The following is a 16,039-nucleotide window of genomic DNA, read 5'->3' on the forward strand; positions in this document are numbered from 1 at the left end:
CACCAACTAAAACTATATTTTTCAATATATTATATTTATTCTCCACCTTAATTAATTGCATCAATATACTTATATTGTTGAAATATAAGCTCTGTACTTTTTTGTTTTTTCAACTTGTATAAATTACAAACACCTCTATAGGTGCAAACATTGTCGCCGACCAAATCAAAAGATTTGTTGCGGTAGACTTATCTTCTACAAAAATTTGTATCAGCTCATAAAGAGCAATACTGATCGCACATAAAATCCCATAGATTGCCAATTAAAGTAGCAACCAAATTTTATAACTTTTTCATTTATTGCTTCCCCAAAAGCAATTTAGCTTCTATTTTGCAACACGTTCTTTATTTTCTAAAATCTCCGGCAGACTACGCTCTAACCAGCCAATCAGATAATTTATTTTTTCTGCGGCCTGTGAACCGGTAATGGTCAACTGATATTCCACTTTTGGTGGTACAACAGGATAGACTGTTCTTAAAATGAACCCGTCCTGCTCCAGCATTTTTAAAGTCTGGGCCAGCATCTTTTCACTCACCCCTTCAATGCGCTGTTTCAGCTCACTGAAACGATGTACGCCATCACTTAAGCAACGTAACACCAGAATCGACCATTTATTGGCTAAGTGTTCCAGTATTTCACGTGAAGGACATTCCGTTGATAAAACCTGACCCAGCAATTTACTGGTTTCATAAGCTGACATAATATTTCTCTTAATTTATAAACTTACTTTTCAGCATGTACTTTCATTTAGAAAGTTATCAGATCAAGAATTCATCAGCAAGGTAATATTCAAATTAATATTCCATTTCAATCCAAAAATTAAACCTAAAAAATATGCAATAAAAAAGAGCCTCAAATGAGGCCCTTTTTTCAGCTCAATACTAATTATGCATTAGTTTCAGCAGGAACTTTTGGATAGCTTACGCCGCCCATTTGTTCAGCAATACGTAATACCTGGCAGCTATAACCCACTTCATTATCGTACCAAACATAAGCAGTTAAGCGGTTGCCTGAAGTGATAGTCGCTTGCGCGTCGAATACACCTGCAGTACGTGAACCGATAAAGTCAGAAGATACCACTTCAGTCGAGTTGGTATAACCAATTTGACCTTGAAGGTTAGAATTGATAGAGATTTGGCGAATATATTCATTCACTTCATCACGATCAACTTCTTGACCCAAAGTCAGGTTAAGAATCGCAAGAGATACGTTTGGTGTAGGTACACGTACAGAGTTACCTGTCAGTTTACCTTGAAGTACTGGAAGCGCTTTTGCAACGGCCTTAGCAGCACCAGTTTCAGTAATTACCATGTTCAGTGTAGCAGCACGGCCACGACGATCAGCTTTGTGGTAATTGTCGATCAGGTTCTGGTCGTTCGTGAACGAGTGAACTGTTTCAACATGACCATTGATCACTGTGTACTTGTCGTTTAACACTTTCAGTGTTGGAGTGATCGCGTTCGTTGTACAGCTTGCTGCAGAGATGATTTTGTCTTCATCAAGGATGTCAGCCTGGTTTACGCCATATACAACGTTCTTCATGTCACCTTTACCAGGTGCAGTCAGAATGACACGCGCAGCGCCCGGGCATTTCAGGTGTTGAGCAAGACCTTCAGCATCACGCCATTTACCCGTGTTGTCGATTACTAGTGCATTTTCGATACCGTATGCAGTGTAATCCACTTCAGATGGATTAGATGCATAGATCACTTTGATGAACTGACCGTTTGCAATAATTGCTTCGTTTTCTTCATCTACAGAGATCGTGCCAGCGAATGGACCATGGATGGAGTCACGACGTAATAATGATGCACGTTTTTCCAGGTCACCGTCAGATGATTTACGAACCACGATTGCTTTCAGGTTCAAGCCACGGCCTAGACCTGACTGGCTGATCATCAAACGTGCAAGAATACGGCCGATACGACCAAAACCGTAAAGTACAACGTCCTTACCTTCAACTGAAGTTGCATTGCCTTCAAGAGATTTCACAGCGTCAGCAACGAATGCGTTAACATCACCACCTTTTGCTTTGAATTCAACAGCAAGTTTGCCTAGATCAATTTCAGCAGTACCGATGTTTTCAATTTTCGCCAATGCTTCAAGGATTGGGAAAGTGTCTACAACAGAAAGCTCAACGTCCAATACGCGAGTACGACGATGCGCTTTAAGGATCTGGATCACAGAACGGTTAATTAAAGAGCGACCGTAAACTGTAGCTACGATATTTTTTTCACGATATAACTGACCTACTAGGGCAATCATACGCTCCGCGAGTTCTTCACGGTTTTTCCAGCGACCTTGGTGCTCTGCATGGAGGGCAACGATAATGTCTTTGCTCACAGATACGTCCTCTAATTAATTGTAAATCTAAGCATAAATTTCAAAACCCCATAATTGTAATGGAATTGGCAGCAAGTTTGAATCAAAAGCTGCCAAAGTCCTGAGGAAAAAGACCTATATTCACTATAAATTTTAAAAATAGTTGTAATTAGTTAGATGATTTTGCATTTAAAAATCGAAAAATAATACTTTTCAAGCTCTAAACCAGATTTTTGTTAAATGTTGTTTATTCACACAAATCTAAATCTCGAAGTTAACTGCATTTTCATGATCCAGTTGCAGCCTGCTGCCTGCTGAAAAATTCATATCCAGACTCATAGAAGCATTAAAGTTTTCTACATCAAAATCATCATAAGTTTCTGGCAAATGAATCAGTACAGGTAACCGGGTGAGACCATTATCCCCACAAGGAAAGGCATAGTGACGCTCAACTTTCTGGAAACTTTGCAAACTTTCAAATTCCAGAAATACACTGCTGTTTTCATGGGTTCTTGGCACCTGAATAATTTCCAGGAACATGCTACGTTTTAACTGCTGCAATTTATTCAGTGCAATTTCTATTGCCTCATCTGAATTATCTTTACGCCAAAGCTTTTTCAGCATGGATTTTTTTTCATATTCGGCTTTCTGACGGTTCAGCGTATTGATATATTTTTTCAGATCCCGATATTGCTGCACATTATCGGCAATCGTGGTTTGAATATCTTTAATCGGCTGCTCGGAACGCTGATGCATTACCTGCCATTCATTCCGGTTCATCGGAATAAAGGTTTCACCCTTACGCTTTTCCAGCAAACGGATAAATGCCAATAACTTATATTCGAAATTCTGGATATAGGAATTAAACATAAATCCTGGCTGAGCTTTGAAGTCCCGGTAATAGGCTAAAATTTCAGTAAAGATTTTATGTACATGCAAATAGAGATAAGCAAACTCTTCAATATGCGATAAATGATCACGAATCGCATCCCGCATTGGCAGCAGCAATTCCCGCGTCAGAATTTCCTCCAACTGCTTCAAATAGCGTTGCGCCACAACATCGGCATTCTTTTCAACCACCTGAACCGGTTCGACCAGCAGAGGTAATAACTTTAGTTCAGAGACCTGCTCCAGATTATGTACAATGTCCCTGACGTCCAGATGGATCTGGCTCTGCAAGGTTACCATTCGCTGCAGCTGGGATTTCAGTGTCTCTACTACCTCTTCATTCATATCCTCTTTCAGATCCAGAACCAGAATATTCAGATAAACTTGACCTTCTAATGCACCTTTTTCTTCTATGAGGAAGCGACGAATAGAATACGGGTTTTGCTGTACATCCATCACAGGCGCAACGATAAATAAAAACTGTGAAGTGCGGACAATATCAAAATGACGGATTTGCTGTTCTTTAATCAGAAAATAACGGAATAGCGGATGTTGCATTTCCGCAGTCTGTTTTTTTAATAAAGGTTTATACCAGTAGCCCAACAACTGTTGCTTGATAAACACTTCAATAATGAAGCATTTAACCTGCTGTTCAGTGAGCTTACGTACGCCTTCGACCGGCTGTAATTGAAGACCACGAATAATTTCAGCAGCATTCAACAAGAAAGTACGACGTAGTTCCAGCTTTTCACGCTGCATCTGGAAGTTTTCATTGACTTCAATTTTATCAATCTGCTCGAGTACGTTTTCCAGGTAGTCTGCAACTTGCAAGCTGTCACTTAACCCGAGCAGGCTTTTCAAAGAGAGACCGAACGTGCTGGCATAATAACACATCCGGTCATTCAGAAATTTTTGGCTTAAAGCTTCTACCGAATGATAAGCCTGATAACGGTATTGATTGGTTTCCTGATCCCAGAGAATTCTTTTTGGCTTTAAAATCTGAAAATCGATACTTTCCTTGAGCTCAGGAGAGATATCTGCCAGAACGGCTTTAAGCTCCCGCTCCCATTCTAAATCGAGGCTCGGTTCCAGTTGGGATAAACGTGCACGTAACTGATATGGAATCGCAATCTGTGACATGTTTATCCCCTTTAAATATAACGAACATTCTTTTAAACAAAATGGTACATGAATTAGATAACATTTACGTCAAAATTATCTGACGAATATCACACTTATGCAAATAGCATTATTCATTATTTTTTTTGAATTTTTCCAACGTTTCAGCTTTTTTTTTCAAGTTCATCTTTTTTCAACTGCTGCTGTTTTAAATGCAATATTCCTTCCACAATCAGCACCATCACTGCCAACCAAATCGGGATATAGGTCAGCCATTCTCCAGATTCCACCCGTTCTCCGAGTGCCATCGAGGCAAAAGCCAGTAACACTGGCTCCAGATAGCTCAGCAGACCAAAAATCACAAAAGGCAGATAACGGCTTGCCAGAATATAACTACCTAAGCCTAAAGCACTTAAGAAACCCAGACCCAACACTGCCAAGATGAGATGAGGGAAATTGACCATTAGCTTGAGAGAATCGCTATGTACAAAGCCCAGATAGAAAGCCACTGGCAGAATCAGACACAAGTCCCACCAGAATCCACCCAAGTGATCCGTACCAAAGCGACGGCGCAGGAAGAAATACAGTGGATAAGCCAAAGCCACATAGACCGTTTCCCAGGCAATAAAACCAATCCGCCAGATTTCATGTCCCACGCCCAATACCGCACAAACCACCGCCGCCATCTGCCAGGCAGACAATTTTTCTTTATAGAGCACACAGCCAACCAGAACCATCACCAAAGGCAACAGGAAATAACCCAGCGACACTTGCAGGCCGCGACCATTAATCGGCCCCCATAAGAATAACCAGAGTTGGGTTGTACAAAGTAAAGAGCTAATAATTAACCAGATCAGAAACGTCGGCTGCTGTAGAATTCGCTTAAAAATACTGCCGATATGATTGAGATCACCTGACCACCACATAAACGCCGTCAGAAACGGGAGGGTCGCCAACATACGCCATGCAAAGGTTTGCTCACTGTCTAGTGGCTGCAGAAAAGGCGTGAAAATATAAAGCACACCAAAAACCAGTGACGCCAGCACTGACAGCGCGATCCCTTTATACATTCACTACCCCAAAATCTCTTTGCGCGCATTATATCGGGATGTCTTCAAGAATACTTGTCTCTATTCTTTGATCGAATGATAAATTTTCAAGGTGTAGCTTCTGATTGTATAAATATAAAAAAACCATGCCGAAGCATGGTTTGAGGATAAACTGAGTTTAGCGCGCAGTTTGTTTGGTGTGAATCACATCACTCAGGTCATAACCGACTGACTGTGCGTATTGTAAATATTCATTCACTACATTTTTATCCAACTGCGGGTCACGTGAGAGTATCCACATATATTTACGTTTAGGCTCACCGACCAGAACGGTTTGATAGTTTTCATCCAGTTTCAAGACCCAATAATCGCCACGTCCGACAGGAATCCAGCGAATGAAGTCTGGCAAGAAACTGACTTTTAATTTGGTATTTTGGGGTGGATTTTGCACAAATGCCTCACCCCCTGACTGGGTTTGTTCACCATCTTTTTTAATACAGCGGTTATCAACCACGATATTGCCATTTTCATTCAAAGTATACGTTGCTGTGACATCACGGTCACACTTATTCTGAAAATATAAAGGCTTACGCGCCACTTCGTACCATTTACCCAAATAACGGTCCAGTTCAACTTTTTCCACAGTCGGTAATGACTCTTTTTGCGCATATGCCATGGTCGTAGCGCCCAAACCCAGAAGAACAGCACTACCAATCGCAATTTTGGCAATTTTTAGACTTGCCTGAGAAAAATTCTTGGTTGTCATAAAGTATCCTTTCATTCACACAGATGAGTGAACCACATGTTTTTGTAAAATTTTATCTGTAACAACAATAACGTCATCGTGTGAATGATTGTGTATCGATATGTAAGATTTATGATTAGTTTTGCACAACTAATCATAGGCAGATCAATTACTTAACTCAGCATCTGAGCCTTCAAGCGTAGAATTTCATCACGCAAACGCGCTGCCTGTTCAAACTGCAGTTCTTTAGAAGCTTTCAGCATCTCTTTTTCAAGTTTAGTCATATGCTTTGCAAACAGTTTTGGATCTGCCAGCAGATGCCGCTCATCCGCACTTAAAGCTTTAGCCTGATCTGAGATACGTTCATCAATTTGATCATCATCGAGCACCTCTCCAGTATCGATTTCCTTGATCACCTGACGTACGGCACTGCGTGGGACAATACCATGCTCTTCATTAAACTGAATTTGTTTGGTACGACGACGATCCGTTTCATCAATTGCTTTTTGCATGGAGTCCGTAATCCGGTCCGCATAAAGAATTGCTTTACCTTTCAAGTTACGTGCAGCACGACCAATGGTCTGAATCAGCGAACGTTCGGAACGCAGGAAACCTTCTTTATCTGCATCCAGAATCGCTACCAAGGACACTTCTGGCATATCCAGACCTTCACGTAACAGGTTAATCCCGACCAGCACATCGTAAATACCGGTACGCAATTCATGAATAATTTTTACCCGCTCTACGGTGTCGATATCTGAGTGCAAGTAGGCTACCTTTACGCCATATTCTTTCAAATATGAAGTCAGGTCTTCTGCCATACGCTTGGTTAATGTCGTCACCAGTACACGTTCATTCAGATCTTTACGGATATTGATTTCGGACAATACATCATCGACCTGGGTTAGCACTGGACGGATTTCAATTTCAGGATCGACCAATCCTGTCGGACGCACCACCTGCTCTACAATTTGTTCTGACTTTTCCAGTTCATATCGTGCTGGCGTTGCACTGACATAAACCGTGGTTGGAACAATACGCTCCCATTCCTCAAATTTCATTGGACGGTTATCCAATGCACTCGGCAAACGGAAACCATAATTCACCAGATTTTCCTTACGTGAACGGTCACCCTTATACATCGCACCAATCTGTGGAACGGTTACATGTGATTCATCAATAATCAGCAAGGCATCATCAGGTACATAATCGAACAATGTTGGCGGTGCTTCACCTGAGGGACGGCCAGATAAATGACGTGAATAGTTTTCGATGCCATTGGTATAGCCCAGTTGCTGCATCATTTCCAGATCATAACGGGTACGCTGTTCGATACGCTGTGCTTCTAATAATTTGTCATTTTCACGGAAAAACACCAGACGCTCTTTTAACTCTTCCCGGATGGTTTCAATGGCACGGGTCAGATTATCCTTTGGTGTAACATAATGACTTTTTGGATAAATTGTCACACGCGGTACTTTGCGGATCATTTTGCCAGTCAATGGATCAAACCAGCGGATCGAATCTACCTCATCATCAAACAGTTCGATACGGATCGCATTCTGATCCGATTCGGCAGGGAAAATATCAATAATTTCACCGCGAATACGATAGGTACCACGCAGGAACTCCAGTTCATTGCGGGTATATTGCATCTCGACCAGACGGCGAATAATGTCATCACGACCAATACGATCCCCTTCCACCACATGCAGCAACATGCTCATGTAGGCATTCGGATCACCCAAACCGTAGATTGCAGAAACTGAAGCAACAATAATGGCATCACGGCGTTCTAATAAAGCACGTGTTGCGGACAACCGCATCTGGTCAATATGATCATTAATGGCTGAATCTTTCTCGATAAAAGTATCGGAAGATGGCACATAGGCTTCAGGCTGATAATAATCATAGTAACTAACGAAATATTCCACCGCATTATTCGGGAAGAATGCCTTAAATTCGCCATAGAGCTGAGCTGCCAAGGTTTTGTTATGTGCCATGACAATGGTCGGGCGTTGTGTCCGCGCAATAACATTGGCCATAGTGTAAGTCTTACCCGACCCTGTTACGCCTAGCAATAGTTGATTCTTATAGCCCCGCTCAATTCCCTGAACCAGTTTTTCAATGGCTTGTGGCTGATCGCCAGCAGGTTGATAGCTGGTCACTAAATCGAAAGGGGTTTTATCAGACATAATTGGCGGCAATTCACTGGCAATATTTTGTTGCTCTAATTATGGGGTTAAATCTGAATTACTCAATGCCTAAACAGGTGTCTATTTGGTAAAAATTGAAGTCTATAAGTAACTTAATAGAATGATTACAAAACAGTTCCATCTCATCTTGTCCGCCTTGAATATTTTATTAAATTTCAAAAATATTTATTTAAAAATTAGCTAATAATATTTAAGAACTCAAACAAGTGGCACTTTAAACATCTCTATGAAGATAGCTAAAATTCAGTTACATAAAGTTCTAATTTCTCTTGAGACTTTTGCTTTCTTATAGATACAATTTGCCTTGACCCCTAGCAATTTCAAAGGCAACATGAAACCAATAAGGATATCGAATCAAAAGCCATGACTTACCAATACCATGATGAAAGCATCGTCAAATCCTTGCCAGAAAATACTGTATTTGTATTTGGCAGCAATATGGCAGGGCTACATGCAGGCGGTGCCGCAAGAACAGCGCTTGAGCACTTTGGTGCTGTAGAAGGGGTTGGTCGTGGCTGGTCTGGTCAAAGCTATGCTATTCCTACAATGAATGAGCATTTGCAACAAATGCCGTTGTCACAGATTCAGCACTATATCGATGACTTTAAAATTTATACCAAGAATCATCCGAAAAATAACTATTTCCTGACCTCGGTCGGCTGCGGCATTGCAGGTTATAAAGTAGAAGAAATTGCACCTATGTTTAAAGGGATTTCACATAACGTGATTTTCCCGCAATCTTTTCGCCCGTTTGTAGAAAAACCGCTTCCGAAATTGAATGAAAAATTCCTTAAAACCATTTTCCGTGACTCTATCATTTTTGCTGACCCCACCGATGAACTGATCGAAGTGCTTGCAGTGACCGATAGTGAAAAAAGCCTGGCTAAAATTTTACTGAATACCCAAATGTATCCAACAGATAGTAATGGCCGTGATCGTGTTTTTGAGATTCAGGACATTCTGCATAATTTGAATGGTAAGGTTTTCGATTTCCAGAACAATTCTGAAGGTCCAATGGTCTTTGGTGGTGTGATTCTGGCACTGCTCGAACTGTATAATATTAATGAACAGGATTTTTCAGATGTCTGGCATGGTAAGCTTGAAATTGCGCCACCAAAGCCTGAAAATAAATCACGTAGAAACCTTCTCTAATTTCAGACTTAGTATCAATCAAAGCCAATCCTTGAATTGGCTTTTTTATTGTGAAATATAAAAGGTGATCTAATAAAAATAGCATTCAATTTCAAGATAAATATTTAATTATCACATTATTCTAAAATCATTTTTTTGGTCTTATACTTGCCTCATTAAATTAAATAATAAAATTGAGCTGCTTGAATGAACATGCTGGATTCTCCAATTTTTGAACTATCTCCTATTGCCATGTGGCTTGAAGATTTTAGTGAGGTAAAAAAACAATTTGATCTCTGGCGTGCTCAAGGGGTGCAGGATTTACTCACTTTTTTGCAAGAAGACGAATCACGTATTTTAGAATGTGCGAAAAAAATTAAACTGCTTAAGGTCAATCCTAAAACACTAGAACTTTATCAGGCAGATGACTTTAACCATCTCAGTCAAAATTTGAATCTCGTGTTCAAAGAGGATATGAGCAAATCCCACATCCAGGAACTCGTCGCTCTATGGAATGGAGACACCCAATTTTCCCATTCAGCAGTAAACTATACCTTGACTGGTCAACGTCTGGATATTCAGCTGAAAGGAATTGTCCTGCCACAACATGAGCATGATCTCTCCTTACTCTTGATTACTACTGAAGACATCACTGCTTATACACAAGCTCGTCGTTTAGAAGAACAAAATCGCCATCTGGCTGAAGCTCGTTTTATTTATTCACCGGCTTCATTATGGATCGAGGATTTTAGCCGTATTAAAATTAAACTAGATCATTTACGTGATTTAGGAATTGAAGATTTTCAGACTTTTCTGGATGTACATCATGATTTTATTTATGAATGCATTAGAGAGATTAGAATCATTGATGTCAATCAGGCCACTCTCGATCTATTCGGCGCCTCAACCAAAGATGCTCTATTAAAGAATGTACATAAAGTCTTTGCGAAAGAAATGGTGCAGACCTTTAAAGAACAACTTATTGAGCTTTGGAATGGTAATCTGCATCATCAGCGTGAAGCCGTAAACTATGCATTGGATGGCAGTATCCGTCATGTCCTGCTTCAATTTACCGTATTTCCTGATTATCTCCATGACTGGAGTATTGTTCAGATCGCCCTGACAGATATTACCGCACGTAAAAAAGCTGAACATTATCTGGAATATTTAGGCAGACATGATGTCTTAACCCAACTATGTAACCGTTCATTTTACATGCAGGAACTAAACCGTCTGGAGCGTAATTTACTACGCCCAGTATCCTGTATTTTTATGGATCTCAATGGACTCAAAGAATTAAATGACTACCTTGGACACGATGCTGGAGACAACCAGTTACGTCGCGTAGGTAACATCCTGAATCAACTTATTCAACATACGCCCTATTCTGCCTCTCGAATTGGTGGAGATGAATTTGTAGTCCTTTTACCTGGTGCGGATCAAACTGCTTTGCAAAATTGTCTCAATAGTTTGCATGAACTTTTAGTGGTTGATAACCAGTTTTACTCACATCAGCCAATCAGCCTGTCAATTGGACATGCCACCAGCTATGCAGATGAACGTCTTGAAGACATGCTAAAACGTGCCGATCAAGATATGTATCATCAGAAAAGAAGCCATTACCAAAATAATGACCGCAGAATGCCAGCTTCTCAGTAAGTTGAATGATTTAAATATCAATAAATAAAAAAGCCATGGTCAAACCATGGCTTTTTTATTAGAAAACTTATCGTTTTCCCATTGAACGACGGGTGCCACGTGGTGGCATCCAGGTTCGATCAGCATAACGTTGTGGCTTGGGACGAAGATCCTCTAAGATCTCATCTGTTGCACCTTGATCAGCTTGCTTCAATGGAAACGGCAAATTAACTAAAGGCTTTTTCTTGGGAGTATTTGGGGAGCTCATCAGCTTGACTCAATAATAACTCAGTCTATTGTACAAAAAAAAAGAGCGAGATGTAAAAACAAGTCTTTTTATTGTGTTATCAAACGATGTTTCATTTAATGTTGCTACCATTTTTTGATTAAAAAAACAACGTCTCAAGTATTCCATTTATCTTAATTTAAGCAATTTTAGAGTAGAGTAAATACTCTATAATTATCCAAATTGAACTTATAACAATCCGTCATTTAAACTTCATGGAGTGAACTTTAAGATGAAAAAATCAACTTTTATATGTATGGCTACCGGACTTATTGGAATTACTTCCACCACTCAGGCGGCCGACTATTCAAAATATTTCAGTATGGAAGCCGAGGGCTTTAAACGTTTTTCAGTCTCAGTGGGGGCTTTACATGTCATGCCGCAAGGCAAAGCACAGCCGTTTAAAGTAAGTACAGCTGCTTATGAAGGTATTCAATCTGATGTTGGAGAAATCTCGTCCCAGGCAGTTATTGATAACCGTGCAGAAAACTCATCAGGTTTGGCTAATTGGCTAATTGATTTAATTAATGGTGTGAATCCAAATAGTACATTGCCCGCGTTCATGAGTGGTACGGCAAATATTTATGGTTTAGAAAACTGGAATAATCCGGGAACTGGGTTAGAGGCAGATGATGTCACTACGCTTGGCATCATGACCAATTATTTCTTTACTGATAATATTTCTTTTGAAATGAAAGCTGGGATTCCACCTAAAGTAGACTTACAAGGAAAGGGAAAAATATATGCTCCATTTAGTACAATTGCTTCGCCAATCGTCGGTTCTATTGAGTTAGACAATGATATTTTTATTACAGATTTAGAGGCACATGGTCCTGCAGCTTCTGCCCGAGCATGGACACCAGCTTTTGAATTCCAGTATCACTTTGGTAAAACTGGCGTAAACAAGTTCCGTCCTTATATTGGCGTAGGCCTCATGTATGCTTATTTTAATGAACTTGAAGTTAATCCACAGACAGAAAGAGACCTGATTGCTGCGGGTCATATGATTGCTAATATTTTGGATAATAAAGCTGGAGCATCATTAGATGGATCACCAAATGAAAACGCTAATCCAAAAGTTAAAGTTGAAGCAACAGATGCTTTTGCTCCAGTCGTCACTGCAGGTTTTACTTATGACTTCAATGATAAATGGTTTGCGGTAGGTTCAATCTCTTATGCTCACTTAAACAATGAAACTACGATTACAGTTACAGATAATAACTTCGGCAAACTAATTGAATCCAAGGCAGATATTGAGGTAAACCCAATCTTGGCCTATGCAGGTATTGGTATGCGATTCTAAGACAGTTCAATTTTAAAAGCAGAGCTAAACTCTGCTTTTTTATTTTTAATTTAATAAATTACATAATTACTAAAATAAATCAATACACTGAAATAAAAATCATTATTTATTAACTTTTCACCTACTTAGCACTCTCGTTTTGTATACAGATTAATTGAACCAAGTTTAGTTTATTAACAATAACAAAGATGAATAAATTGAACAAGGAGTTCAAATTGGAAAAGATTTTAGGGACATTTATTGGGTGGAATTGTAGGCAATTTAAATCTTGCCAATGACATTAGAATTACAGACTTGGCGCAGTCTAGCAAAGCCGCCGAAGCTCGTGCATGGACGCCTGCTTTTGAATTCCAATATCATTTTGGTAAGACAGGAGTAAATAAATTCCGCCCCTATGTAGGAGTAGGGTTAATGTATGCCTACTTCAATGAACTTGAAATGGATAAAGGCATTGAAGCTGATCTGGTTGCTGCAGGTCATATGATCCAGAATATTATTAATCAGAATGCTGGTGCTTCTCTTGAAATGAAGGACAGTAATGGCAGAATGAAAGTGGATCTCGAAGCCACCGATGCTTTTGCTCCTGTGGTGACTGCCGGCTTTACTTATGATTTCAATGAGAAATGGTTTGCAGTTGGCTCAGTGTCTTATGCCCATTTGCAAAACGAATCCAAAATTACTGTAATCAATGAAAATACCGGGCAAACGTTAATCAACTCTAAAGCCGATGTAGAAATTAATCCGATCCTAGCTTATGCAGGTATTGGTATGCGATTTTAAGACAGTTCAACTTTAAAAGCAGAGCTAAGCTCTGCTTTTTTAGTTCCAAATCCACCAAGTCCGCAAAGACTTTACGCAATTTCCAGATTCTAATCTGGACCTGTCTATCCCTATAAATATCGAATCTATAAAAAAAATTTATCTTTTAAGTAATTATTATTCTATCGCGACAACAAGTCGAATCGACTAACATAGCTTGCGATACTCACGATACAGACTCTTTATGACCAACAGCCAGTTTTCCAAGCCACTTATTTATATGCTCATTGGTTCAGCAGTAATTCTGGCATTGTCTTTAGGTGTCCGTCATGCATTTGGCCTATATCTGGTGCCGATGAGTGAGGAATTTGGTTGGGGACATAATGTATTTAGTTTGGCCATTGCCATGCAAAACCTGATCTGGGGTGCAGTACAACCGATTACCGGGGCATTTGCCGATAAATATGGCAGCAAAATTGTCGTGGCGATCGGCGGTGCTTTATATGTCATTGGTCTACTCTTGATGGCATTCAGTTCGACCGGTTTGCTACTCAATATCAGTGTGGGCTTAATTCTGGGTCTAGCACTATCTGCAACTTCTTTTCCGGTGTTATTGTCTGCAGTCGGACGTGCAGCACCGCCAGAAAAGCGCAGTCTGGCCATGGGCATTGCCAGTGCAGCCGGATCTTTTGGTCAGTTTATCATGCTGCCTTCGACCCTACTGCTGTTACAGAATGTCGGATGGTCAGCTGCGCTGGTGGTCAGTGCCATTTTAATCGCACTGATTGTACCCCTCGCCTGGATGCTGAAAGCACCAATGTATGTTGCGGCTCATACCAACCCTATCCCTAATAAAGCATCACTCAGTTTTAAACAGATTCTAGTGGTGGTTAAAAATCATAAACCTTTCTGGTTCCTGGCACTGGGCTTCTTTGTCTGCGGGTTCCAGGTAGTATTTATCGGAATTCATCTGCCCGGCTATCTGATAGATCATGGTTTTAATGCCACTACTGGAACGATTTTCCTGGCACTGGTCGGTTTGTTTAATGTGGTCGGCACCTATACCGCCGGCTGGCTCGGTGGGAAATACTCTAAACCACACTTATTGATGGGTTTATATGGCCTACGCGGCATTGCTATTATTGCATTTTTACTGCTGCCCCTAAGCACATGGACAGTGTATGCCTTTGGTGTCATCATGGGTTTATTATGGTTGTCTACCGTACCACTGACCAATGGTATTGTCGCCAATATGTTCGGGGTTAAGTATCTGACCATGCTGAGTGGTATTGTATTTTTCACTCATCAGGTGGGCTCATTCTTTGGTGGATGGCTCGGTGGTGTTAACCATGATATAGCAGGCAATTACAATGCGGTATGGATGCTATCAATTGTATTAAGTATATTTGGCGTACTGGTACATTTCTGGGTCAATGAGGAGCAAATTGTGCATGACTGATTCTCTGCTGAAACTCAAAATCTCGATTGCTGTGGCAATCCTGCTTTTACTCACATTGTCGATTGCACTATGGTTGCAAACCCCTGAACTGTTTGAATACTTTAATCAGGCTTTCTGCGCGCATTAAACTGCTGAAATAGCATCAGTAAATTTCACTATGTTTCAGCACAAAAACTAAAAGTAGTAAAACCCAACAATTACTATATTTCTTTATTATTTCAAAATTTTAGAATTCATAATAATTTTGCGCTGTCTGGGTTTAAGTTTTTTCATATGTTTTGATTATCAGAAATAAAGTTGAGGCCTCGTAATGACAAATTTATCCCAGTGATCACGAGCAAATTATTAGTTAGAATTGTATTCTGAGACAATCAGGTCATTCCATCTTCCCGGCACTCTTTCCAACTGGTCTTGCCCTTTCTTGAAATGCGATAGCCTGGCGGATTTCCGTCCATTTTAATAAAAAATGAGAATAACGAGAAAGGTAGCCTAAACCTTTGATAAGAATGACTCTGCATATAGATTGTCTACCATTAAGACTGTAACCGCACCAAAAATCTTTTATTTTCAAGCAAAAATTTAACTTTGAATATTAGGTGTGATCTAATCGATCTTTAACAAAACAAAGCAGCTTTTTACTTTTTCTCACTTAATCTGCCTAGTGTATTTTCCTTTTCCTGCTTAGTGTATTAGAAAATCAGGATTCAGCATATAAATAGAGGAAAAGACCATGAATGAGCTTCAATTTTCAGATTGTGTTCGGGCCTGTATGAGCTGTTCACTCGCATGTGCTAACTGTGCTAGCGCCTGTCTTAAAGAAGAAGATCTGGAGATGATGCGGGAATGCATCCAGCGCTGTCTGGATTGTGCAGATATTTGCCAGCTTTGCGCCCGTATGGAACAGAAACAGTCTCCTTTCATGCATGAGATGTGTGAACTCTGCGCAAAAGCGTGTGACTACTGTGCAGAAGAATGTGGTCATCATCAAGACGATCATTGCCAGCAGTGTGCCGAAGCGTGCCGTCGTTGTGCTGAAGAATGCCGAAAAATGGCGGCTTAAAAAATTAATTTGATAATCCTGTTCTTCATTTCAAATGGCATAGGTTAATAGTTGTATGCTCAAA

At 40.2% G+C, this 16,039-nt stretch carries 13 protein-coding genes and 1 pseudogene; 7 read left to right on the forward strand and 7 right to left on the reverse strand.

Annotated features, from left to right (window positions below; translation table 11 throughout):
- Positions 1–325: 325 nt before the first annotated feature.
- The 6 genes from B4033_RS02635 to uvrB form a co-directional block, all read right to left on the reverse strand.
- Positions 326–700: a winged helix-turn-helix transcriptional regulator gene (locus tag B4033_RS02635; protein WP_004810515.1), complete on the reverse strand. Its 375-nt coding sequence runs from the start codon at positions 698–700 to the stop codon at positions 326–328.
- A gap of 185 nt (positions 701–885) precedes the next feature.
- Positions 886–2,343, reverse strand: coding sequence for a glyceraldehyde-3-phosphate dehydrogenase (locus B4033_RS02640; RefSeq protein ID WP_286831889.1), 1,458 nt, complete (start codon positions 2,341–2,343; stop codon positions 886–888).
- A 240-nt stretch (positions 2,344–2,583) separates the two neighbouring features.
- Entirely contained in the window at positions 2,584–4,350 is a 1,767-nt protein-coding gene (locus B4033_RS02645; protein WP_286831890.1) for a hypothetical protein, read from the reverse strand.
- A 143-nt stretch (positions 4,351–4,493) separates the two neighbouring features.
- Complete coding sequence (gene rarD, locus B4033_RS02650) at positions 4,494–5,399, reverse strand: EamA family transporter RarD (protein WP_286831892.1); 906 nt, start codon at positions 5,397–5,399, stop codon at positions 4,494–4,496.
- Positions 5,400–5,556: 157 nt separating this feature from the next.
- Positions 5,557–6,144 carry a lipocalin family protein gene (locus B4033_RS02655; RefSeq protein WP_048881537.1) on the reverse strand — a complete coding sequence of 196 codons (588 nt, stop codon included), beginning with the start codon at positions 6,142–6,144 and terminating at the stop codon, positions 5,557–5,559.
- A gap of 152 nt (positions 6,145–6,296) precedes the next feature.
- Entirely contained in the window at positions 6,297–8,318 is a 2,022-nt protein-coding gene (gene uvrB / locus B4033_RS02660) for an excinuclease ABC subunit UvrB (protein ID WP_008304885.1), read from the reverse strand.
- 384 nt (positions 8,319–8,702) lie between these two features.
- Here uvrB and B4033_RS02665 point away from each other — a divergent pair, with 384 nt between their 5' ends.
- Together B4033_RS02665 and B4033_RS02670 are read left to right on the forward strand one after the other, a co-directional pair.
- Positions 8,703–9,491, forward strand: a complete 789-nt coding sequence (locus B4033_RS02665; protein WP_286831897.1) for an A1S_2505 family phage non-structural protein — start codon at positions 8,703–8,705, stop codon at positions 9,489–9,491.
- A 186-nt stretch (positions 9,492–9,677) separates the two neighbouring features.
- Entirely contained in the window at positions 9,678–11,129 is a 1,452-nt protein-coding gene (locus B4033_RS02670) for a sensor domain-containing diguanylate cyclase (protein WP_108675910.1), read from the forward strand.
- A gap of 67 nt (positions 11,130–11,196) precedes the next feature.
- Here B4033_RS02670 and B4033_RS02675 read toward each other — a convergent pair whose 3' ends face one another.
- Positions 11,197–11,376: a hypothetical protein gene (locus B4033_RS02675; protein WP_004810533.1), complete on the reverse strand. Its 180-nt coding sequence runs from the start codon at positions 11,374–11,376 to the stop codon at positions 11,197–11,199.
- Between the two features lie 250 nt (positions 11,377–11,626).
- On the opposite strand from B4033_RS02675, the gene B4033_RS02680 reads away from it, so the two are divergent.
- From B4033_RS02680 to B4033_RS02700, 5 genes and pseudogenes are all read left to right on the forward strand, one after another.
- Positions 11,627–12,697: an OmpW/AlkL family protein gene (locus tag B4033_RS02680; protein WP_286831901.1), complete on the forward strand. Its 1,071-nt coding sequence runs from the start codon at positions 11,627–11,629 to the stop codon at positions 12,695–12,697.
- 240 nt (positions 12,698–12,937) lie between these two features.
- Positions 12,938–13,477: pseudogene (locus B4033_RS02685) on the forward strand (OmpW/AlkL family protein); the annotation flags it as partial.
- Positions 13,478–13,700: 223 nt separating this feature from the next.
- Entirely contained in the window at positions 13,701–14,915 is a 1,215-nt protein-coding gene (locus B4033_RS02690) for an MFS transporter (RefSeq protein ID WP_286831903.1), read from the forward strand.
- The gene (locus B4033_RS02695; RefSeq protein ID WP_004810539.1) at positions 14,908–15,042 is read left to right on the forward strand and encodes a hypothetical protein; all 135 of its coding nucleotides are present in this window, start codon (positions 14,908–14,910) and stop codon (positions 15,040–15,042) included. The genes B4033_RS02690 and B4033_RS02695 overlap by 8 nt, the downstream gene beginning before the upstream one ends.
- 603 nt (positions 15,043–15,645) lie before the next feature.
- Positions 15,646–15,975: a four-helix bundle copper-binding protein gene (locus tag B4033_RS02700; protein WP_081405832.1), complete on the forward strand. Its 330-nt coding sequence runs from the start codon at positions 15,646–15,648 to the stop codon at positions 15,973–15,975.
- Positions 15,976–16,039 lie beyond the last annotated feature (64 nt).

Origin of the sequence: Acinetobacter sp. UBA3132 (genome assembly GCF_002364825.1) — a bacterium.
Lineage (GTDB): Bacteria > Pseudomonadota > Gammaproteobacteria > Pseudomonadales > Moraxellaceae > Acinetobacter > Acinetobacter schindleri.